We start from the raw sequence: 21,936 nt of genomic DNA on the forward strand, positions 1-21,936 counted from the left end.
GGTGGAGGGAGAAGGATTCGAACCTTCGAAGGCAGAGCCGTCAGATTTACAGTCTGATCCCTTTGACCGCTCGGGAATCCCTCCTGAAAGAGACCCGAATATTATAGATAGCCCAGATGGCCGTCAACCGGTTTTTGCATTTTTTTCTAATTATTTTGCCCGCAAAAGCAAAGCGCCCCGGCAAGCCCGGGGCGCTTCCAATAAATTCAAAAACTTAGCGCGTCACGCCTGGCCGGATATCCGCAGATACTTCTGATGCAAGACCTCTTGAGTCTCCTCGTGAGACGGATCCAGAGGGATGCAATCGACCGGACAGACCTGCTGACATTGCGGCTCGTCGTAGTGGCCGACGCACTGGGTGCACAGATTGGGGTCGATTTGATAGATTTCCTCGCCTTGGGAAATCGCGTTATTGGGGCACTCCGGCTCACAGACGTCGCAGTTGATGCATTCGTCGGTAATCATCAAAGACATAGTAAATTCCTCAAGTATTCCACAACATGAATTTTGTCACCCGACAGTCGGGCTCGCAAGTTCGCCCCGTTATATATTTATGAGACTGACTGCAGGCAAACCGCTCAGGCCGGCTCCGCCGCCCGGCGCAGCAAACCATAGTGCACCTGGCCGGCCTTGGCCCGCTTCAGCACCTCCCAGCCCGGCAGCTCTTCGGGCCAACGGCGGCTTTCGATATACGCCAGGCCGTCCTCGCTCATCACCTGAGCCAGCAAAGGCAAAACCTGCGTCAGCAAATCGGTGTCGAACGGCGGATCGACGAAGACGACGTCGAAACGATCGCGGCAGCCCTTCAGATAGGCCAGGGCATCGAACTGCGCCACATCGATGCTCGCGGCGGACAATAACTGCCGGTTGGCTTTCAAGGACTCGGCCACCACACGGGATTTCTCCACCATCACCACGCGCCGCGCCTCGCGCGAAGCCGCCTCAAAGCCCAGAGCCCCGCTTCCGGCGAAAAGATCCAGGCAGGATTTGCCGTACAGCTGCTGGCCCAACCAGTTAAACAAAGTCTCCCGCACACGGTCCGGCGTTGGCCGCAAACCCTGAGCGTCGGGAAACGGCAATAGCCGGCGCCGATACTCGCCACCGATGATTCTGACCGTGTTACGCGACTGACTCATAATTCCAAGCTCAAAAAACAAGGGGCTGAGTGTAACCCGATCCGCGCCGTCGCGCCTCATTGTCGCGCAAACCGGCCGCCATCTGTCGCCGCTCACGCCACAAAAAGCCGTCTATTCCTTATATATAGATTTCAACGATGCGGCGCCTCCGCCTCCCGCCGCGCAGCAACAATTGGGTAAGCACCTCCATTTGAGGATACAATTTAGCCATTTACCGAATTCCGCCGGCCTTTACGCATGTTTAGCTTCTTCAAAAGAAAAACCCAATCCGAGCCCACGCCTCCGGCAACCGCCCCAGCGGAGCCGACGGCCGATATTCAGCCCGCCGCGCTGCCCGTTGTGGACGCGCCAGCCACCCAGTCCGAAACGCGAACGCCCGAGCTGCAGCAAGCGCAGCCCGAGCTGACGCCCCCGACGCCCGCCCCCATCGCACCGGCTTCGCCGCCGGCGGCCGAGCCGCTTGAAGCCGAGCCGCTCTCGCTGAAGAAAATGAGCTGGGCCGAACGCCTGAAGGCCGGCTTGTCCAAAACCCGCGACAAGCTGGGTAAATCCCTGGCCGGCCTGTTTGGCGGCGGCAAGATAGACGAGGAGCTGTACGAAGAGCTGGAAACCGTGCTGCTCACCGCCGACATGGGGGTGGACGCCACCCTGCACCTGCTTGGCGATGTGCGCGAGCGCGTTTCGCTGAAAGGACTGAAAGACGCCTCGGAACTGAAAGACGCGTTGAAGGATTCGCTCGGCGACCTGATCTCGCCGCTGGAAAAGCCGCTGGACGTCAGCGGCAAGAAACCTTTCGTCATCATGATGGCCGGCGTCAACGGCGCCGGCAAGACCACGTCGATAGGCAAGCTGGCCAAGTACTATCAGAGCCAGGGCAAGAGCGTGCTGCTCGCCGCCGGCGACACCTTCCGCGCCGCCGCGCGCGAACAGCTGATGGCCTGGGGCGAACGCAACAACGTCACCGTGATCGCCCAGCAAGGCGGCGACTCCGCCGCCGTCTGCTATGACGCGATCCAGGCCGCGGTCGCCCGCGGCATCGACATCGTGCTGGCAGACACCGCCGGCCGCCTGCCCACCCAGTTGCACCTGATGGAGGAAATCAAGAAGGTGAAGCGGGTGATCCAGAAAGCCTTGCCCGACGCGCCGCATGAAATCATCCTGGTGCTGGACGCCAATATCGGCCAGAACGCCATCACCCAGGTCAAGACTTTCGACGACGCCCTCGGCCTGACCGGGCTGATTCTGAGCAAGCTGGACGGCACGGCCAAGGGCGGCGTGATCGCGGCCATCGCCAAGCAACGTCCGGTTCCGCTGCGTTTTGTCGGCGTGGGCGAAAGCATAGACGACCTGCGGCCGTTCAAGGCCAAGGACTACATCGACGCGCTGTTCGACTGAACGCATCAGCCATTGCAAGCTCTCACTCTTGCCGTCACCAGCTAACGCGGGAACAGAATAATGATCCAGTTCGACCAGGTCACCAAGCGCTACCCAGGTGGCAATGAAGCCCTGAAAAACCTGTCTTTCAACATCGACACCGGCGAGATGGTCTTCCTCGCCGGCCATTCCGGCGCCGGCAAGTCCACCTTGCTCAAGCTGATCGCCGGCATAGAACGCGCCACCGCGGGCGGCGTCGTCGTCAACGGCCAGAACCTGTCCAAGCTGCGCTCCAGCCAGATCCCCTATGTGCGCCAGCATATCGGCCTGGTGTTTCAGGACCACAAGATCCTGTTCGACCGCAGCGTGTTCGACAACGTGATGCTGCCGCTGGACATCATCGGCTTCGATCGCCGCGACGCCGCTAAGCGTGTGCGCGCCGCGCTGGACAAAGTAGGCCTGCTCGGCAAGGAAAAGAGCATGCCGATCCGCCTGTCAGGCGGCGAGCAGCAGCGCCTGTGCATCGCCCGAGCCGTGGTGCACCGCCCCAGCATCCTGCTGGCCGACGAACCTTCCGCCAACCTGGACCGCGCCTATGCGCTGGACATCATGGAATTGTTCAAATCCTTCCACCAAGTGGGCGTCACCGTGTTGATCTCCGCTCACGACGAGACCCTGATGGAAGACTACGGCCGCCGAATCATTCGCCTGCGGGAAGGACAATTTGCCGCATGAAACATTATCTCTATCTGAACTGGCAAAGCGCCAAACTCGCGCTGATCAAGATTCTGCGGCAACCTTTCGGCAGCTTGCTGACCTTGCTGATGCTGTCGCTGGCGCTGGCCTTGCCGCTCTCGCTTTATCTGGCCGTCAGCAGCGTGCAAGACTGGGTGGGCCGGCTGAGCGCCACGCCGCAAGTCACCCTGTTCATGGAACAGTCATCGGAAGAGGCGGACCTGGCCGCGGTGACCTCCACGCTGACGCATCACCCCAAAATCAAGAGCTACAGCTTCGTCAGCAAAAGCAAGGCGCTGGCCGATATGGAAAAGCGCAACGGCCTGCCGGGCCTGGCCGACGGTCTGGACAGCAACCCGCTACCGGACGCCTTCGTGGTCACGCCGAAGGCGCTGGAGCCGCGTGAGCTGGAGATGCTGCAAAAAGAGCTCTCCGGCCTGCCCATGGTGGAACAGGCGCAATTCGACGCGGACTGGGCCAAGCGTTTGTACGGCATGGTGGAAATGGGCAAGCATCTGACCTGGTTCATGGCCATCGCCCTGGGCCTGGCGCTGGTGCTGGTGACCAATAACGCGATCCGGATGCAAATCCTGGCGCGCCAGGACGAAATCGAGGTGTCCAAATTGATAGGCGCGCCGGACAGTTTCATCCGCCGCCCCTTCATGTACCACGCGATGTGGCAAGGCATCCTGGCCGGCTTGGCCGCCTGGGCGCTGACCGGTTGGCTGACCTCGGTGGCCAATCCGGCGATTCGCGAATTCGCCCAGTTGTACGGCGAACGGGTGGAACTGCGCAATCTGAACCCGATCGAACTGGCAGTCGCCGTCGCCGTCTCCGCCCTGCTGGCGATGCTGGGCGCCCGCCTCGCCTCCGACCATCATCTGCGCAAGATAGAACCCAAATGAAACGCGGCCGTTTGCACGCGCATGTAAGCGGCGCAACAACTGTTAATCAGAGCGAACGGCGTCGGCGCACCGGCTGCGCTACTATCGAGACGATAGAAAAAATCATTGACGCTGGAACCTTTCATTGCTAGCACTCTCCATATACGAGTGCTAACATATCACTACCCAAGGAGGTAGTTATACAGATGACCACAACATTTGCTTTGCCCGTCCCGTCCACCAGCGGCAGCCTGGAGCAATACATCCAAGCTGTGAACAGCGTACCCATGCTGACGCCTGAGCAGGAAAACGAGCTTGCAACGCGCTTCCAGGAGCAAAACGACCTGGAGGCCGCGCGCCAGCTGGTGCTCTCGCACCTGCGCGTGGTGGTGTCGATTTCCCGCGGCTACTCCGGATACGGCCTGCCGCAAGCCGACTTGATTCAGGAAGGCAATATCGGCCTGATGAAAGCCGTCAAACGCTTCGAGCCCGATCGCGGCGTGCGCCTGTTTTCCTTTGCCGTGCACTGGATCAAGGCCGAGATTCACGAATTCATCCTGCGCAACTGGCGCCTGGTGCGCATCGCCACCACCAAGCCTCAGCGCAAGCTGTTCTTCAACCTGCGCAGCATGAAGAGCAGTTTCTCCGCGCTGTCGGAAAACGAGGCCCGCCAAATCGCTGCCGATCTGGGCGTCAAGCCGGAAGAAGTCCGCGAGATGGAAACCCGCATGAGCGGCCAGGACATCGCCTTGCTGGCGGACGATAACGACGACGACGGCTACGCGCCGATCGACTGGCTGGCCGATCATCACAATGAGCCCACCCGCGAGATGGAGCGCCGCGCGTTCGATCATCTGCAGACCGAAGGCCTGCAACAGGCTTTGGCCACGCTGGACCCGCGCAGCCGCCGCATCGTTGAAGCGCGCTGGCTGGCCGACGACAGCGGCTCCACGCTGCACGAGCTGGCCGACGAATTCGGCGTGTCCGCCGAGCGCATCCGCCAGATCGAAGCCAAGGCTTTGGGCAAAATGAAGACCGCCCTCAGCCAAGGCGTGGTGATAGAAGGCTAAGCGTCTTCCGCTCAATAAAAAACCACAGGCCTCCGCCTGTGGTTTTTTTATGTCCCGAGCACTAGAAAGCGCTTACTCCAACATGGTCTGGTACTTGACCGGCAGCTTGGCGTAGGCCTCGCGGGCCACTGCGCGCAGAGGCTCCCATTCCGCCCTGTCATCGTCCAGCGTACCCAGAAACACGCCGGCGTAAGTGGGGAACGATGCCAGCGTCGTCCGCAAGGTCTGCTCCGCCTGAAGCTGCTTCCCCGCCAAGATTTCCAACTGCGCGCGCTTCAGCATCACTTCCGGATAAGGACGGAACGCGGTCAGCCGGCTCTCCAGCGCCAGCTTGCGCTCAAGTTGCTCCGGCCCTACTTTCAAGTAGTCGTCCACGGTGTAAAGCGCATGGTAGGCGAACAGCGGCTTGGTGTCCGCGATCTCGATCAGACGCTCCATCCGCGTTGCATCGCGCTTGGCGTCATTGGTCGGCGTATACAAGCCCACCAGCTCCCAGAACATCGACAGACTGCTGATCGACAGCCAACCCACCCAAACCAGCGCCGCGAGCAGCGGCAGACGCAGCGGCCAAGCCAATTGCCTATCGCCGCGCGGTGCCATTGCGGCGAAGATCACCAGCATTGCCAGGAAGTAGTAATACCACAGCGGATACTCCAACATGCTGTGCGTCAGCGTCACCGCCAGGCAACCCAAAGCCAACACCCCTTCCAGGGTGGCGCGACGGCCAAAGAACGGCCACAGCGCCCAGGCAAAACCACCGACGATCAATAAGGTGGCCACGCCGCCCATCTCGGCCAGCAATTGCAGCACCAGATTATGGGAATTGGTGAACAAGCCGCTGTTGAAGCCGGATGCGGCGAATTGCGGCAGCGGCTGCAAACGCACGCTCTCCGCGGCAAACTGCGACCAACCCACCCCCGTCAGCGGATGCGACTGGAAGCTCAACCATGCTTTGTGCATTTCGGCGAAACGCCGCGAACCCATATCGTCGCCATTGGCCGCCAGACGGGCCAGGCCGGAAGTGTTCTGCAAGTTTTCATGCGTCAGCCAGGAAATCAGCTGATTGAACCAAGGCAGAGCGAACTGCATCGCCAATACTACCAGGCAAGACAACCACATCGCCCACAGCATCCGGCGCGACTCCGCGCTGCCGATGCGCCAATGCCACAGCGCGGCCAGACCGGACAAAGCCACCAGATACAATAGAATGGTTCGCGAACCTGCCCAGCCCAACATCAAGGCCAGGCCGAGCACCAGTATCGCCAAACCCCAACGCGGCAGCCGGCCGGCCGCGTACAAATACACGCCGGCCACTACCGACCACATCAAATAATGCGCGTATTGATTGCGCTGGCCGATATGGCCAAAAATATTGCTGGTGGGATGCGAGCCATCGTAAAACAAGCCCAGCTCCGCGGCGTAACCGGTCAACTGAGCCACGCCTATCGCCGCCTGCACCAAGCCGCCCACAATCAAGGCCCAGGCCAGCCAGACCGCGAACGGCCGCTCCCCCATTTCCTCGCGCAAGGACACGGTGACAGCCGCGAGCAAGCCCGCAGCCAGCCAGGCCAAGGCGGTGGCGTAATTCATCCCGGGGAACAAGGCCTCCACCCAGAACGGCTGCCCGGCCCACAGCAGGCCCATGGCCAGACACCACCAGGCGCTGCGCGGCATATAGCGGAATAACGATCCGCTAGGCAACAAGAAGACCGCCGCCGCCAGCAGCAGCCAGACCACATTGATTTCGCCAAACCACTGCGGCAGCGGCACATAGTGGATGCGCGAGGCGAAAGGCAGGATGGCGATGAGGCATAGGGCCAGCATCGCCAGGAATGTGGAAAATCTTTGAGCGCTCATATTACGGCAGTCGTTTGCTAGATGGAGGACGCAGGATACCGCAAGCAGGCGCTCAAACAAACCGGATCCTGGCGGTCAAAACAAGGGCTTGCGCGTCACGGGCGCGGCCACGGTCATTGTTGCTGCACGCTGAGCCTCCTCACTATGTGCGGGATATTTGGCATATGCCCGTCCAGCAACTTCCGCCATCTCTCGCAGTGGTAGGATCTCAGGCTCAGAGCGCATCCTCAGAGCAACGATAAAACCCGCAACATACTCAGGGTAGCTGGCGATTGCCATTGCAAGCCCTTGCTTCGCTCTATCCGGATCTCCATTTAAAGCACGCAAAATCGCAAGCTTAACCAATATATTAGGATAAGGCCGATAACGCGCCAAACGCTCGAACAGCGCCAACTTTAATGGCAGTTCCTCTTTGGAGGGCTGCAAATAATTCGCCAGCGCCATATCTGCATCCCATGCCCAAAACGGATGCAGGCTGGCTACGTTAAGTGCCTTGACAGCCTCCAATCTATCGCCAAGCAATGGCGCGGGCTTGCTATATTTCACAATCCCCCAGTAAATAGGCATACTAGTAGCCACATAAGTCCAGCACATTATAACAGCGGTCACAATAAGCACTCGCCTTAGCACAGACCTAACAATTAACTCGAACTTAAAAATAGGAGAAGCTGAAAAAATCACAATCAGCATAATCAAAAATGGAAGATACCATAGCGGGTACTCAAACAAGCTATGAATCAAAATCATAGACAGAATAGAAATCAGCAGTAAATTTTCAGCGCTTTGCTTCCCTCGTTTAAAGTAAGGCACGACACCAAAAACACCCCCCATCAAAACAATCAAAAAACCAATGCCACCTGTTTCCGCCAACAACTGGAAAATCAGATTATGGCTATTTGTAAAAAGCCAGCTTTCTGGCACCTTTGGAAAACCAGAAAAAGCCTCTGCCCAAACAGACTCAGCTGCATACCCCCCCAGACCAACACCAAGCATAGGATGCTCCATAAAAACATCCCATGCTTTAGCCCACTCTACTCTTCTTCTTGCCCCCAACCCGCCTTCTAGAATCCGCTCCACTCCACTATGCGTATTTAGATCAATTCCCAAAAATCTCAATAACGCAATAATTTCCCCACTAAATAACTGAGTCAGAATAATCACAAAAACTGCAAATACAATAGCCACAGCCATTCGACGCACATCACAACTTCTACAATTTGACCGCAGCCATAGCCATGCCAATAAAACCACCCCCAAGCTATACGCCAGAGGCAACCTGGCACCAGTCCAGGATATCAATAATGCCAAAACAACTATGCTCACAGCAAAAACCGTGCAACCCAATCGCTCTACCGCTCGTAAATAACATGCAGAGAGGCAACCCCACATCAAGAATTGCGCATACTGATTCCGCTGCCCAATATTACCCATAATATTGCCAGCCGGATTATTCATATCAAATAAAACTAAACCATGCATTTCCCTGGCCAGGCCCAACAACTGTATCCAGCCCAAGCATGCTTGCAATAGAGAGCTGACTAAAACAAAGCTAGATAGAATATAAAAAAAAGTCGATATGTTTTTTTCAAAATAAAATGGAATACACAATGCCACCAGAAAAATAAGCAGAAAAACAAGCCCTATTTCCAAAGAGTCAAATTTATTTTGAGCCACTCCTAAAACAGCAAAAGCAAGCAGAGAAATTGCAAACGGGCTCAGATATAACTTTACGTCATCGATCAAAGTACAGATCAAACACAGGCTAAGAAAAGTCAATGCTACTGCGCTAGAAACCCAATCTGGTAACGGGTAAAATCTAGCAAAACTAAAAAATGGCAATATAATTGCCAAAAACAAAAAACAGAAAAACCAATGAAATGATTTTTTAAACATAGCTATCCGTCAAAAAAGGCCCCCACAGGAGCCTTCTTGATAAACGCAACTACTTAGCGGCAGTTTGCAGGCAGATACTGAGATGGAATCGGGTTGGAAGTCCCAGCGCTACATGTCCATGCCACCGAGCCACTAGCCAAGGTTCCTGTCAAAGTGAATTGATTAGCTGTACTGGTTACATTTCCACCAACAGCAGAAGCATTAAGCGCCACTGTTAGTACACCATTTGAACTGCTTAATGCATAAGTTACACCCGACACATACTTAGTGCTTGGCGATGTAAATGCAGCAAGTCCAGAAGCATTACTTGGCATAGAGCCATTGGAGATGGCCATTTCAGAAATAGCCGTTTTTGCTGCGGCCGCTGCAGACAGCCCTTCCGTCACTTTAGCCCGAACCGTATAATCTTGGTAAGCAGGAATAGCAATTGCAGCAAGAATACCGATGATGGCTACGACAATCATCAGCTCGATCAGGGTAAAGCCCTGTTGCACACGAATCTTCATAAAATAACTCCTGTAAAAATTACCGACACGATGACGGTAAGTATTGAATATTTTGCCCTTGCCCTGAACACAACCACTGCACTGCATTACCGCTTGCCACACTTGGGGTGAACACTACAGTCAACCCAGGCACTGCACTTGCCTGAAATGTAGCAGTAATGATACTCACCCCATTACTTAGACTAATTTGAACATCACTAACAGTCTTGCCAGACAGAGAGCTTGGCATCCCAGCACTAGCATTATTAGCCGGCCATGTATTATTCGCTAGATAAGACTCACTAACCGTGGTTTTTGCATGATCCAAAAAAGTCAGCCCTTCAGAAACTTTTGAACGAATGACATAGTCCTGATAAGCCGGAATCGCAATCGCCGCCAAAATGCCGATAATGGCGACAACAATCATTAGTTCAATCAAGGTAAAACCAGCCGCCTTCCTCATTGCTCGGCTCCAAGGCTTGTTTTATAGGGAGCGACTTATGCAGAAACCATGCCACCCCCTCTTCCACCACCATCTCACTCAATCCGACAAGCATAAATAGCGCAGCAGGTAGAAATGTGACGTTTTTGGTCAGTCCGCGCTCTTTATCCCTGTGATAGCATCGGATGCTTAGTCTGAATACATAGAACAGATATGAGTGATAACCAAGACTGGCTGCAGCGCAGCTTCAACACCGTCTGGCACCCCTGCACCCAGATGAAACGTCATGAGGCTTTGCCCATCGTGCCCATCGCCAGCGCTGACGGCGTCTGGCTGAGCGACTTCGACGGCAAGCGCTATCTGGACGGGGTCAGCTCCTGGTGGGTCAATCTGTTTGGCCATGGTCAGCCTCGGATCAAGCAGGCGATCAAGGATCAGCTGGACAAGCTGGAGCACGTGATGTTGGCGGGCTTTACGCATCAGCCCGTGGTGGAGCTGTCGGAACGTCTGGCCAAGCTCAGCGGCCTGGCCCACGTGTTCTATGGATCCGACGGCGCCAGCGCCACGGAAATTGCGCTCAAGATGAGCTTCCACTATTGGCGCAACCAGGGGCAAGCGGACAAGGCCCGCTTCATCAGCCTGGAAAACAGTTACCACGGCGAAACCGTCGGCGCCCTGGCCGTGACCGACGTTCCCTTGTTTTCCAACACTTACGCCGGCTTGCTGAAGCCGGGCCTGCGCGCGCCGTCTCCGGACGCCCGCCGCGCGCTGCCCGGTGAAAGCGCGGCCGATGCCGCGCTCAGAGCGATCCAGGCGCTGGAAAGCCTGCTGGCCAAACACGCGGGGGAAGTGGCCGCCGTCATCGTGGAGCCCTTGGTTCAAGGCGCGGCCGGGATGGCGATGTACGATCCGCTGTATCTGAGCGAGCTGCGCCGGCTGTGCGATCAATATCAGGTGCACTTGATCGCCGATGAGATCGCCGTCGGCTTTGGCCGGACCGGCAGTCTGTTCGCCTACCAGCAAGCCGACATCACGCCGGACTTTCTCTGTCTGTCCAAAGGCATTACCGGCGGCTTCCTGCCGCTCTCCTGCGTGTTGACCAGCCATCCGATTTACCAGGCCTTCTATCACGATGACGTCACCCGCGGTTTCTTGCATTCGCACAGCTATACCGGCAATGCGCTGGCCTGCGCCGCGGCCCTGGCGGTGCTGGATATCTTTGCGGAGGAAGATGTCCTGGCCGTCAACGCCGCCAAGGCCCAGCGCTTCAACACGCTGATGGCTGGCTTGCGGGCACGGCCGGATGTCAGGGATTTCCGTCACCGCGGCATGATCTGGGCCTTCGAGGTCGACACCGCTCGAGCCGATTTCGCCCAGGCCTGCTTTGCCGCGATGCTGCGCCGCGGATGCCTGCTGCGTCCGATCGGCAACACCGCTTACTTCATGCCGCCCTACTCGATCACCGACGAGGAAATGGCTTTCCTGATCGCCGCCACCGAAGCCACGCTGGAGGAACTGGCGCGCGCATCCAACACCGCCGACGGCCAAAGCATCGCTTTGCCGTGATCCTCCTTGCCATGGCGGGGTGAGTGCCCATAGCATGCGATTTGGCAAGATTTACATTGTGAATCGCCTTGCATGCCGCCGCTCATCCTGCCAGAACAAACTATGGATCCTCTGCTGATAGATACTCAACCGGATAGTGTGGCGGCATGGCTGGAGCGGCTGCCCTTCACCGACCTGCCCGAATGCGGACGCTTATTGAGCCAGTCCCTGCAAAACCTGTCCCGGGTTCCGCTGGACAGCCATTTGCGCCACAAGCTGCTGAAGCTGTATCTAAAAGCGGTGGACCGCTATTACCCGCTGCTGGAAAACGAGATTCGTCAGCACGACAGCCTGGGCACGCCAAAAGTGCGACAGCTGGCCTTGCTCAGCGTCGAGCTGTTTGCAATGATTTTCATCACTTTCAAACAGACGCTGCACGATCGCCTTGCCAAGCGCAGCCTGCTGGATCGCGAACATCCGAAAATCGAGCTGATGGCCTACACCATGATGGCGGCGCGCCAGTTGTTAAGCATCAGCCAGCAATGTTATAGCCCGATCACGCCGGACTTCTGGTACGACTGCCACCAGCTGCATATCTTCGCCAGCAGCCGCGGCTGGCAGGACAAGGGGCTGGCCAACGACGACTCCATCCAGACCATTTATCTGCAAATTCTGCTGATGGGACTGACGCCCAGCAATCGTCTCGCCCCGACCGAGCAGGCCTTGTCGCGGCAGTTGATCTTCGACCTGGCCGCCAAGGCCCGGCTGATCCCGGTGGAAGCCTTGACCCAGCCGGTACACGGCTATCTGGTTGACCAACAGATCGATTCCCCGCCGCGCTTTCTGCCGATTTCCGCAAGCAAATTGGGCCCCGGCTGCTTTCTGCTGGATCTGGAGCCGCTGCGCGACATTCTGGAGAAAAGCCGCGAAGCGCTGCAAAAGGCGCAGAACAATCGCCAGCAAGGCCTGATGATAGACGAGTTGCAGCTCTTGTCCCTTTTGGTGGAGGAGTGGCATCAGCCCAAACGCCGCCGCCACCCGCGGCTCAAGACCCAAACCATTATTGAAATCGTCGCCACGCTGCCGGGCATCTGGTTCCATCGCAACGATCTGAGCTGGCAGTTGCCCGGCATCGCCGCGGAAGAGGACACGCCGCGCCAACGCCCGCCGCCGCCGCCCTGCTTGCTGGCTATTTCCAACCAGAGCGACAATGGCCTGCTGCTGCACGGCCAACCGCGCGATCAATCTTTGCGCGCCGGCGAGTTGCTGCTGGTCACGCCGCCCAATCAACCGGAAAACGCCAAGCTGGGTATCGCCCGCTGGGTCGCGCTGCGCGCGGACGGGCGGGAGATCGAATGCGGCGTGGAATTCATCGGCGGGCCACCCCGGCCCGCGCTGGCCGTGCCCAGCATTACCCATCCCGGCGACAGCTTTCAGTTCGTCTTGCTGCTGGCCACGCCTGCCGGTGCGCCCAAACTGCTGTTGATGGCGGGACGCCCGTATAGCCAGTTGCGCGAATTCCGCCTGCACGACGGCGAACGGGAAAGCCTGATCCGGGTGTCGCGTCTGCACGCGCAGACTCCGCTGTTCCAGATCATGGAATACCGCGACAGCGAGCATTTCTGATCCAGATCAAGCTTTTATCGTGCTGCCTGGCCGGCCGGATGCCGCTGCCCGGATCAAAGCCCTTGTAATCAACGGACTGGCGCCATCGCTTGGTCGCCGGCGGACGCCCTCACCGCTGGAGACCGTCCGCCCCCCGCTTTTTCGGGTACACTCCCCCGCATCTATCGTTTTCGACTTATGGAGTTTTGGATGCGCTCGGTTATTCACGCCGCAGACCGGATTGTGGTCAAGGTCGGCTCCAGTCTCGTCACCAATGACGGCAAGGGCCTGGACAGGGCGGCGCTTGATCGCTGGGCCGCGGAGATCGCCGAGCTGAAGCGGCGCGGCAAACAGGTGGTGCTGGTTTCCAGCGGCGCGATCGCCGAGGGCTGCCAGCGCTTGGGCTGGACCGTGCGCCCCAAGGGCGTGCACGAATTGCAGGCCGCGGCGGCGGTCGGCCAGATGGGCCTGTGCCAGGCCTACGAAACCGCCTTCCGCGGCTTTGGCCTGCAAACCGCGCAAATCCTGCTGACCCACGAGGACCTGGCCGACCGCACCCGTTACCTGAACGCCCGCTCCACGCTGACCAGCCTGTTGAACCTGAACGCGGTGCCCATCATCAACGAGAACGACACCGTGGTCACCGACGAAATCCGCTTCGGCGATAACGACACCCTGGGCGCGCTGGTGACCAATCTGATCGAGGCCGACGCGCTGATCATTCTCACCGATCAGCAAGGCCTGTACAGCGCGGACCCGCGCAAACACCCGGACGCGGAATTCATCCACGAAGCCGTCGCCGGCGAAGCCCGGCTGGAAGAGATGGCCGGCGGCGCCGGTTCCAGCGTGGGCACCGGCGGCATGATCACCAAGATTCTCGCCGCCAAGCGCGCGGCGCGCAGCGGCGCGGCCACCGTGATCGCCTGCGGCCGCGAGCATCAGGTGCTGTCGCGCCTGGCGGACGGCGAAGGCATCGGTACCCAGTTGCTGCCGCCCACCAGCCGCATGGCGGCGCGTAAGCAATGGCTGGCGGATCATCTGAAGCTGTCCGGCCGTCTGGTGCTGGACGCCGGCGCGGCGCTGGCGGTACGGGAACGCGGCACCAGCCTGCTGCCTATCGGCGTTTGCGCGGTGGAAGGCGATTTCCTGCGCGGCGAGGCGGTGGCCTGCGTCGATCAGGAAGGCAAGGAAGTGGCGCGCGGCCTGGTCAACTACAGCTCCAGCGAAGCCCGCACCATCATGCAAAAACCCACCCGCGAGATCGAGGCCGCGCTGGGCTATATGATCGAACCGGAACTGATCCATCGCGACAATATGGTCGCGCTGTGACGGAGGCGGAGGCGCCGCGGCGCCTTCGCTCCGCTTCCCTTTTTACCCTCCCATTCTTTGAACTTAAGGATTCACGCGTATGAAAAAGCTGGCCCTTTCGGCGCTTCTGGCTCTGACTTGGGGCTCGGCAATGGCCGAGGACGTACTCCATATCTACAACTGGAACAACGCCTTGTCCGCAGACACCGCCAAGCGTTTCGAACAATCGTGCAAATGCAGGCTGGTGCAGGACTATTACGGGGACAACGAGGAAATGCTGGCCAAGCTGGCCGCCGGCGCCAAAGGCTACGACATGGTGTTTCCCACCGCCTTCGCCGTCAGCACGCTGATCAAGCAGGGCAAGACCCAGCCGCTGAACAAGGCGCTGCTGCCCAACTGGAAAAACCTCAATGCCGGCTATCTGAACTTGAACGCGCCGTTCGACGCCGGCAACAAGGTGGCCGCGCCCACCGTGGTGTCGCTGACCTTGCTAGGCTACAACGAAACCCAGTTGCAAAAAGCCGGCGTGCTGCCGCAGGCCAACAGCTGGGCGCTGATCTTCGATCCCGCGGTGCTGGCCAAGATCAAGGGCAGAGTCACCGTGCTGGATTCTCAGCGCGAACTGATGTCCGCCGCCCTGCTCTATCTGGGCAAGGACGCCAACTCCGTCCAGCCAGCAGACTGGAAGGCCGCGGCCGGCGTGATCCGCAAAGCCAAGCCCTATTGGGCCGCCTTCAACAACCAGAGCTATATCAAAGAGCTGACCGTCGGCAATATCTGGGTGGCACACGGCTATTCCAACGATCTGTTCCAGGCGCAGCAGGACGCGCAGCACGCCAAACGCCCGTTCAAGCTGGCTTACCAGCCGCAGAAAGAAGGCAATATCCTGGCGGTGGATAATATGGTGGTATTGAAGGACGCCCCGCGTCCGGACCTGGCGCACCGCTTCATCAATTTCATGCTGGACGGCAAGAACGCCGCCGAGATTTCCAACCAGATCGGCGCAACCAATCCGGTCAAGGCGGCCGAGGCCTTCTTCAAACCGCAGATCAAGGCCAATCCGGTGATCATGCTGGAGCCGGCCAAGGGCAAATACGTGGCGCTGAAAGATCTGGACGTGAAATCCCGCCGCGATCTGAACCGCTTGTGGTCGCAAATCAAGATCGGCCGCTGAGCCGCGCCGCGCTTCAAAGAAAAATCCCGGTCATGGACCGGGATTTTTTTCATTCGTCGGAGGCCTGCTCGCCTTTGCGCATCTCCACCGCCTTCATGATCACATAGGCCAGCATCGCGCACAGGAAGAACAACAACATCACCCAGGCAATCGAGCGCAGGGTGTCGATGAAGGTATTGAACAGCTCCAGCAACCAGCGTTCGCCGGTCAGCTCCATCACCGTGCTGCCCTTGCCCGCCGCCGGCGGCAGATACTTCTCCAGCGCCCACTGCCGCACGCCGCCGGACACGCCGGTGACCACGATGGCGAAGAAAATGTACTTGCGCCAGGCATCGGTCAAATCCCGCCCCAGGACTCGCGCCAGAATCTTGTTGACCGCCGGATCGAAAAAGCGCGCGGTGAAAATCGAAGTGGCGATCGCCACCGCCAAGGTCAGGCCGAACAAAGCGTAGAACATAATCATCCCCCGCCGCAGCGGAATGCGTGAAAGCAGGCATTGTACGCCCGCGCGGCGGCGGCGGCGATCAAGGGATGGCCATGCTGCTGCGCGCAAGCGACAGCGCCGGCCGGCGCGTCAATCCCGCAACGGCAGCCCAAAGTGCTGATAGGCCAACGCCGTCGCCATCCGGCCGCGCGGAGTGCGCTGCAGATAGCCTTGCTGAATCAGGAAGGGCTCAATCACATCTTCTATGGTGTCGGTGGATTCGCCGATGGCGGCCGCGACGTTGTCCAGCCCCACCGGCCCGCCGGAGAACTTCTCCAGAATGGCCTGCAGCAGTTTGCGGTCCATGACGTCCAGGCCGGCCGGGTCCACGTCCAGCATCGCCAGCGCGGCGTCCGCCACCTGGGCGCTGACCACCCCGTCGGCCCGGACCTCGGCGTAATCCCGCACCCGGCGCAGCAACCGGTTGGCGATGCGCGGCGTACCGCGGCTGCGGCGCGCCACTTCGAACGCGCCGTCGTCGGCCAGCTTGACGTTCAACAAGCCGGCGGAACGGCTGACGATGCGGGTCAGTTCCTCCGCGTTGTAGAACTCCAGCCGCGCGACGATGCCGAAACGGTCGCGCAGCGGATTGGTCAGCATGCCGGCGCGGGTGGTGGCCCCCACCAGGGTGAACGGCGGCAGATCGATCTTGACCGAACGCGCCGCTGGCCCCTCGCCTATCATGATGTCGATCTGATAATCCTCCAGCGCCGGATAGAGGATTTCCTCCACCACCGGGCTCAGCCGGTGGATCTCGTCGATGAACAGCACATCGTGCGGCTCCAGATTGGTCAGCAAGGCGGCCAGATCGCCCGCCCGCTCCAGCACCGGCCCCGAGGTCTGGCGCAAATTCACTCCCATTTCGCGGGCGACGATGTGCGCCAGCGTGGTCTTGCCCAGGCCGGGCGGGCCGAACAGCAGCACGTGGTCCAGCGCTTCGTTGCGGCGCTTGGCCGCTTCGATGAAGATTTCCAGCTGTTCGCGCGCCTTCTTCTGGCCGACGTACTCGTCCAGCTGCTTGGGCCGCAAGGCGCGCTCCAGCGCCTCCTCCTGGCTGGACAGGCTTTGCTGGGTGACGATGCGCGGCTCGGGCGCGCCGCCGTACAGGTTGTCGGTTTCAATCATGGTGTCAGCCGCCGGCCAAAAAAACGAATGCCCAATCTTACCACCGCGCTATAATCGCCGCTGGCCCGCCCATCATCGCGGGCCAACGCAACGTCTTCAGGGCGGGGTGCAATTCCCCACCGGCGGTATGATCGCAAGATCGAGCCCGCGAGCGCTTCCGCTACCCGGCGGAAGGTCAGCAGATCTGGTGACAGGCCAGAGCCGACGGTAATAGTCCGGATGAGAGAAGACGACATGGCCGCCTGCCGCGCTACGCGCGGCCGCGGCGTGTTCGCTGCGCGCTGGTGCGCGCGGGTTGGCTTGCGCCGGCCCTTTTCACGCCCTGGAACCTGTTTCTCAAACGACCCGAGGACCGTTTCCATGAGTATCGCCACACACCCCGACATCTTGTCCCAACGCGTAGAAGCGGCGCTGAACGCCTTGCGCCGCGGTCTGCCGGTCATTGTTCCCGATGATCACGACCGCGAGAACGAGGCCGACCTGATCCTGGCCGCCGACGCGCTGAGCGAGGCCGAAATGGCGCGTCTGATCCGCGATTGCAGCGGCATCGTCTGCCTGTGCCTGACCGCCGAGCACGCCGCCCGGCTGCAATTGCCGCCGATGACGCAACGCAACGGCAGCCGCTACGGCACCGCCTTCACCGTCAGCATAGAAGCCGCCCAGGGCGTGTCCACCGGCGTGTCCGCCGCCGACCGGGTGCGCACCATCCAGGCCGCCGTCCACCCGCAGGCGCAGGCGGACGACGTGGTCAGCCCCGGCCATGTCTTCCCGCTGGTGGCCGCCGCCGGCGGCGTGCTGAGCCGCCGAGGCCATACCGAGGCCGCGGTGGAACTGGCGCGCCTGGCCGGCTTCCAGCCCGCCGGCGTGCTCTGCGAGCTGATGAACCCCGACGGCAGCATGATGCGCGGCGCACAAATCGCGGACTACGCTCAAACGCACGCGCTGCCCATTCTGAGCGTGGCTGAACTGGTTGAATGGATTTCCCGCCAGAACTTAGCCGCCGCTCCGCTGTCTGCTTGATCTTTGCCCTTAGCCGCGGGCCTGCGCCCGCGGCGTCGACGCCGACCCCATCATGCTTCGTTTCGTTTCATTCCGCAGCCTGTTGCTGGCCAGCTTTCTGATCGTCGCCGTCGTGCCCTCGGCCGTGCTGATCCAGCTGCGCAACGAGCTGGGACACGCCGCCTCCACGCTGCGCTCGCATCAGGAGCAAGCCAAGGAATGGCTGGACGCCAACCGCGTGTCGCGCGAGCAATCCATTCAATTCGAACGCGCCACCCGCCAGGCTCAAATCCTGAAAGACCGCGCGCTGGCCAAAACCGCCGCCGGCGCCTGGCAGGAGATCGAGCTGGCGCAACGCAAATTGCAACGCGGCGACGACGACGAGTTGACGCTCAGCGCCCGGGCCATTCTGGCGATCCAGCCGCAACTCCAGGCCCTGCCGGCGCGCGCCGGCGCACAACGCGACCGCTTGTTCCGCCAGCTGGACCTGCACCTGACCGCGCAAGGCCAATTGATCAACCGCCAACTGGAACAAAGCCAGCGCCAATGGCAGGACTCGATCACGGAAATGCGCCGCACCGCCGACCGCCTGGCCTGGCTGTCGCTGGCCTCCGCGCTGGCGCTGGCGCTGGCGATGACCTTGTTGATCAGCTGGCCGCTGCGCAAGCTGCAAGCCAAGATCGCGCGGATGAGCGACGGGGCGCGGCTGCAGGACTGGCGCCAGTCCGGCCCCGCCGACCTGCAGCGTCTGGCGCGCGAGCTGGCCCAGCTAGACCGCCGGCTGGCGGCGCTGGAAGAACAGAAAGGCCGTTTCTTCCGTCAAGCGTCCCATGAGCTGAAAACGCCGCTGGCCGCCATCCACGAAGCCGCCGCGCTGCTGCGCGAAGAAGTGATAGGACAGCTGTCCGCGCAGCAGCAGGAGATCGTCGCCATCCTGCAAAACAATGCGCAAACCCTGCGTCAGCGCGTGGAAGCCTTATTGCGCTATGATGCCGGCCAATGGCTGTCCGAGACGCTGACCGTGGAAACCTTCGATCTGCCGGCGCTGATTGCGGAGCGGCTGCAGGCCAGCCGTCCGCTATTGCAGGCCAAACGCCTTGCCGCCGACGTCCAGGGCGACGCGGACCGGGTCAACGGCGACCGCTCCAAAGTGGAAACCATTTTGGACAATCTATTGATCAACGCCATCCGCCACAGCTCCGCCGGCAGCGCCTTGAGCCTGCGCCACGGCCGCGACGCCGGCGGCGTCTGGCTGGAAATCCGCGATCAAGGCCCCGGAGTGCCGGACGCCTATCGGGAAAAAATTTTCGAACCGTTCTGGAGCGGCTCGCCGCCGCCGGGCGAACTGCCCGGCACCGGGCTAGGCCTGGCGATGGCGCGCGGCTTCGCCCAATTGATGCGCGGCGAACTGACGCTGGAATCCAAACCTCAGGCCGGCGCCTGCTTCCGCCTGCAGTGGCCGGAACCGGAGAACAAGACATGAAGACATCTCGCTTTTGGGCCCTCAACGCGCGCCGGCTGCTTTGGCTGTGCGGCCTGCTGGCCTTGAGCGCCTGCGCTCATCAAGGCCAGCCGGTCGCCGTGCCCAGCGCGCCCATCATCCGTTGTCCGGACGCCAACCAGATCCTGCTGCTGCTGAGCCAGACGCGGGAAATCCAGGCGCTGAGCCTGGCCGGACGGGAAAGCTGCGGCAGCGCCCGCTTGCTGACTCTGCTGCAACAGGCGCAGGCGGCGGAGAGCCGCGCCGATGTTCAAAAACTGCAGGCCCAATTGGAAAGTCTGCTCGCCAAAACCGATAATCTAGACCCGGCCAGCCAGGGTCTTGCGCGGCTGCCGCTTCAACAGCTGCAGGAAAGACGCAAGCTGGCGGAAGCGCTGGAACGACAGCAGGCGCAGAACCGCGATCTGCAAAAACGCTACGACGACTTGAACGGCAAGCTCAACGCCTTGCGCGAAGTCGAGCGCGAACTCCAGCTGAAACCCAGCAAAACCAAAGGAGGCCAGCCATGAGCGCCATCGCCCGCATCGTCTTGGTGGACGACGATCCCGATCTGTTGCGCTTGCTCGGCCTTCGCCTCGGCGCCGCCGGCTACGAGGTCGAAGCGCTGGACAGCGCCGAAGCGGCCTTGAACGCGCTGGCGGCCCGCCGCGCCGACTTGCTGCTGACGGACTGGCGCCTGCCCGGCATGGATGGTCTGGAGCTGTTTGAGCAAGTCCGCCAGCGCTACCCCGCGATGCCGGTGATTCTGCTGACCGCCCACGGCACGGTGCCGGACGCCGTGGAAGCGGTCAGCCGCGGCGTGTTCGGCTATCTGGTCAAACCCTTCGACGGCAAGGCGCTGCTGGACAAGGTGGCCCAAGGGCTATCGCTGGCGGGCCCCGGACGCGCGGTCGATCAAGCCGCCGCCGGCTGGCGCTCCGGCCTGGTCAGCCGCAGCCCGGCGATGGAGGAACTGCTGGCCGAGGCCCGCATGGTCGCCGCCACCGGCGCCAGCGTGCTCCTGCGCGGCGAAAGCGGCACCGGCAAGGAAGTGCTGGCCAAGGCCATCCACCTGGCCAGCCCGCGCGCCGGCCAGCCCTTCATCGCGGTCAACTGCGGGGCGATTCCGGACAATCTGCTGGAAAGCGAGTTGTTCGGCCATGAAAAAGGCTCGTTCACCGGCGCCAACGCGCGCCAGACCGGCCTGATCCAACAGGCGGACGGCGGCACCCTGTTCCTGGACGAGATCGGCGATATGCCGCCGCCGCTGCAGGTCAAACTGCTGCGCGTGCTGCAAGAGCGCGAGGTGCGTCCGGTCGGCGCGACGCGGGCGACCCCGGTGGATATCCGTCTGGTGTCGGCCACGCATCGCGAGCTGGAAGCGCTGATTCAGGAAGGCAGCTTCCGAGAGGACCTGTTCTATCGCCTGAACGTGGTGTCGCTGCGCCTGCCGCCGCTGGCGGAACGCCGCGAAGACATTCCTCTGCTGGCCGCGCATTTCCTGGAAAAAATCGCCACCCGCTATCAAAAGGCCGTCAGCGGTTTCGCCGCCGACGCGCTGGAATACCTGAGCGCGGCGCCCTGGCCGGGCAATATCCGACAATTGGCCAATGTGGTTGAACAATGTTGCGTGCTGACCACCGGCTCTTTGGTAACGCTGGCGCAAGTACAGAAAGCCGTCGCCAGTGAAGAAAGCGCGATTCCAACGCTGGCGGAAGCCAAGCGGCAATTCGAACGCGACTATCTGGAACGCCTGTTGCGGCTGACCGGCGGCAATGTCAGCGACGCCGCGCGCCTGGCGGACCGCAACCGCACCGAGTTTTACCGCTTGCTGCAAAAACACGAACTGACGCCGGCCGCCTTCAAGCTGGAATAAGCGCGGCGACGCGACTGGCCTGACGGAAACGGAGCGCCTCTACGCCTGTCGCCGATCGGCGACAGGCAAAACCCCAAGCAAATCAAAGCCCTGTCCATCTCCACCGACATTCTGTCGCCTAACGGCGACAGAATGGCCGCTTCCTGCAAGCGAACTCAAGCCACAAAAAACGCAAGACTTTGAAAAATAAGAAAAAACTAAAGCTGGCACGCCTTTTGCCATAGGGAAAGCGCAAATGATCGAAGCGCGGCAGACTCAAGCGCAAGCGATGTGACTCACTCTCTCGAAAAGGTTAATCCCATGAAGAAATCCACTCTTGCCATTGCTCTGATGACTTCCCTGTTCGCCGGCGCCAGCTGGGCGGCTCAAGACGCCAGCGCTCCGGCTGAACAAGCTCAACGCGCCACCGCCGCCAAGGGCGATGCCAGCGCTCCGGCCGAACAAGCTCAACGCGCCACCGCCGC

Annotated in this window: 20 protein-coding genes, 1 tRNA gene and 1 riboswitch; of the genes, 12 read left to right on the forward strand and 9 right to left on the reverse strand. The window is 60.5% G+C overall.

Going from position 1 to position 21,936, the window contains the following annotated elements:
- Nucleotides 1-2: 2 nt before the first annotated feature.
- The 3 genes from NK214_RS22640 to rsmD all read right to left on the reverse strand — a co-directional run bounded on the left by NK214_RS22640 (nucleotide 3) and on the right by rsmD (nucleotide 1,196).
- Nucleotides 3-84 (reverse strand) — tRNA-Tyr (locus tag NK214_RS22640).
- 138 nt (nucleotides 85-222) lie between these two features.
- Entirely contained in the window at nucleotides 223-474 is a 252-nt protein-coding gene (locus NK214_RS22645) for a YfhL family 4Fe-4S dicluster ferredoxin (RefSeq protein ID WP_107797927.1), read from the reverse strand.
- Between the two features lie 104 nt (nucleotides 475-578).
- Nucleotides 579-1,196 (reverse strand): 16S rRNA (guanine(966)-N(2))-methyltransferase RsmD, encoded by a 618-nt coding sequence (rsmD, locus tag NK214_RS22650; RefSeq protein WP_371926307.1) that lies wholly within the window; start codon nucleotides 1,194-1,196, stop codon nucleotides 579-581.
- Nucleotides 1,197-1,373: 177 nt separating this feature from the next.
- On the opposite strand from rsmD, the gene ftsY reads away from it, so the two are divergent.
- The 4 genes from ftsY (at nucleotide 1,374) to rpoH (ending at nucleotide 5,199) form a co-directional block, all read left to right on the forward strand.
- Complete coding sequence (gene ftsY / locus NK214_RS22655; protein ID WP_253315584.1) at nucleotides 1,374-2,531, forward strand: signal recognition particle-docking protein FtsY; 1,158 nt, start codon at nucleotides 1,374-1,376, stop codon at nucleotides 2,529-2,531.
- A 60-nt stretch (nucleotides 2,532-2,591) separates the two neighbouring features.
- Nucleotides 2,592-3,245 (forward strand): cell division ATP-binding protein FtsE, encoded by a 654-nt coding sequence (gene ftsE / locus NK214_RS22660; RefSeq protein ID WP_043592279.1) that lies wholly within the window; start codon nucleotides 2,592-2,594, stop codon nucleotides 3,243-3,245.
- Nucleotides 3,242-4,150, forward strand: coding sequence for a permease-like cell division protein FtsX (ftsX, locus tag NK214_RS22665; RefSeq protein ID WP_107797924.1), 909 nt, complete (start codon nucleotides 3,242-3,244; stop codon nucleotides 4,148-4,150). The genes ftsE and ftsX overlap by 4 nt, the downstream gene beginning before the upstream one ends.
- Before the next feature lie 185 nt (nucleotides 4,151-4,335).
- Nucleotides 4,336-5,199: an RNA polymerase sigma factor RpoH gene (gene rpoH, locus NK214_RS22670; protein WP_253315585.1), complete on the forward strand. Its 864-nt coding sequence runs from the start codon at nucleotides 4,336-4,338 to the stop codon at nucleotides 5,197-5,199.
- Between the two features lie 72 nt (nucleotides 5,200-5,271).
- On the opposite strand, the gene NK214_RS22675 is transcribed toward rpoH, so the two are convergent.
- The 4 genes from NK214_RS22675 to NK214_RS22695 form a co-directional block, all read right to left on the reverse strand.
- Nucleotides 5,272-7,056 (reverse strand): PglL family O-oligosaccharyltransferase, encoded by a 1,785-nt coding sequence (locus tag NK214_RS22675; protein ID WP_253315586.1) that lies wholly within the window; start codon nucleotides 7,054-7,056, stop codon nucleotides 5,272-5,274.
- Nucleotides 7,057-7,131: 75 nt separating this feature from the next.
- On the reverse strand, nucleotides 7,132-8,949 hold the full coding sequence (locus NK214_RS22680; RefSeq protein ID WP_253315587.1) for a PglL family O-oligosaccharyltransferase: 1,818 nt from the start codon (nucleotides 8,947-8,949) through the stop codon (nucleotides 7,132-7,134).
- A 53-nt stretch (nucleotides 8,950-9,002) separates the two neighbouring features.
- Complete coding sequence (locus NK214_RS25050; RefSeq protein WP_256477540.1) at nucleotides 9,003-9,455, reverse strand: pilin; 453 nt, start codon at nucleotides 9,453-9,455, stop codon at nucleotides 9,003-9,005.
- Nucleotides 9,456-9,474: 19 nt separating this feature from the next.
- On the reverse strand, nucleotides 9,475-9,897 hold the full coding sequence (locus NK214_RS22695; protein ID WP_305883575.1) for a pilin: 423 nt from the start codon (nucleotides 9,895-9,897) through the stop codon (nucleotides 9,475-9,477).
- A gap of 192 nt (nucleotides 9,898-10,089) precedes the next feature.
- Between NK214_RS22695 and NK214_RS22705 the strand changes: the two genes are divergently transcribed.
- The 4 genes from NK214_RS22705 (at nucleotide 10,090) to NK214_RS22720 (ending at nucleotide 15,508) form a co-directional block, all read left to right on the forward strand.
- A complete protein-coding gene (locus NK214_RS22705) occupies nucleotides 10,090-11,442 on the forward strand; it encodes an adenosylmethionine--8-amino-7-oxononanoate transaminase (RefSeq protein WP_253315588.1) in 1,353 nt (450 codons plus the stop codon).
- 102 nt (nucleotides 11,443-11,544) lie between these two features.
- Nucleotides 11,545-13,047, forward strand: a complete 1,503-nt coding sequence (locus NK214_RS22710; RefSeq protein ID WP_253315589.1) for a hypothetical protein — start codon at nucleotides 11,545-11,547, stop codon at nucleotides 13,045-13,047.
- Between the two features lie 189 nt (nucleotides 13,048-13,236).
- Complete coding sequence (proB, locus tag NK214_RS22715; protein WP_107797916.1) at nucleotides 13,237-14,355, forward strand: glutamate 5-kinase; 1,119 nt, start codon at nucleotides 13,237-13,239, stop codon at nucleotides 14,353-14,355.
- Between the two features lie 79 nt (nucleotides 14,356-14,434).
- Nucleotides 14,435-15,508, forward strand: coding sequence for a PotD/PotF family extracellular solute-binding protein (locus tag NK214_RS22720; protein WP_253315590.1), 1,074 nt, complete (start codon nucleotides 14,435-14,437; stop codon nucleotides 15,506-15,508).
- 49 nt (nucleotides 15,509-15,557) lie between these two features.
- Here NK214_RS22720 and NK214_RS22725 read toward each other — a convergent pair whose 3' ends face one another.
- Together NK214_RS22725 and ruvB are read right to left on the reverse strand one after the other, a co-directional pair.
- Nucleotides 15,558-15,965, reverse strand: a complete 408-nt coding sequence (locus NK214_RS22725) for a hypothetical protein (RefSeq protein ID WP_107797914.1) — start codon at nucleotides 15,963-15,965, stop codon at nucleotides 15,558-15,560.
- A 117-nt stretch (nucleotides 15,966-16,082) separates the two neighbouring features.
- Nucleotides 16,083-17,117: a Holliday junction branch migration DNA helicase RuvB gene (ruvB, locus tag NK214_RS22730; RefSeq protein ID WP_253315591.1), complete on the reverse strand. Its 1,035-nt coding sequence runs from the start codon at nucleotides 17,115-17,117 to the stop codon at nucleotides 16,083-16,085.
- An 88-nt stretch (nucleotides 17,118-17,205) separates the two neighbouring features.
- Nucleotides 17,206-17,352, forward strand: a riboswitch (FMN riboswitch).
- 125 nt (nucleotides 17,353-17,477) lie between these two features.
- Between ruvB and ribB the strand changes: the two genes are divergently transcribed.
- Genes ribB through NK214_RS22750 form a run of 4 tightly spaced genes read left to right on the forward strand, consistent with a single transcriptional unit; the run spans nucleotide 17,478 to nucleotide 21,472 of the window.
- Entirely contained in the window at nucleotides 17,478-18,137 is a 660-nt protein-coding gene (gene ribB, locus NK214_RS22735) for a 3,4-dihydroxy-2-butanone-4-phosphate synthase (protein WP_253315592.1), read from the forward strand.
- 52 nt (nucleotides 18,138-18,189) lie between these two features.
- Nucleotides 18,190-19,599, forward strand: coding sequence for a HAMP domain-containing sensor histidine kinase (locus tag NK214_RS22740; RefSeq protein WP_253315593.1), 1,410 nt, complete (start codon nucleotides 18,190-18,192; stop codon nucleotides 19,597-19,599).
- Nucleotides 19,596-20,126, forward strand: coding sequence for a hypothetical protein (locus NK214_RS22745; protein ID WP_253315594.1), 531 nt, complete (start codon nucleotides 19,596-19,598; stop codon nucleotides 20,124-20,126). Before NK214_RS22740 ends, NK214_RS22745 begins: the two co-directional genes overlap by 4 nt.
- Nucleotides 20,123-21,472: a sigma 54-interacting transcriptional regulator gene (locus NK214_RS22750; RefSeq protein WP_107797910.1), complete on the forward strand. Its 1,350-nt coding sequence runs from the start codon at nucleotides 20,123-20,125 to the stop codon at nucleotides 21,470-21,472. The genes NK214_RS22745 and NK214_RS22750 overlap by 4 nt, the downstream gene beginning before the upstream one ends.
- Nucleotides 21,473-21,936 lie beyond the last annotated feature (464 nt).

Source organism: Chromobacterium sp. S0633, from assembly GCF_024158805.1.
Taxonomy (GTDB): Bacteria; Pseudomonadota; Gammaproteobacteria; order Burkholderiales; family Chromobacteriaceae; genus Chromobacterium.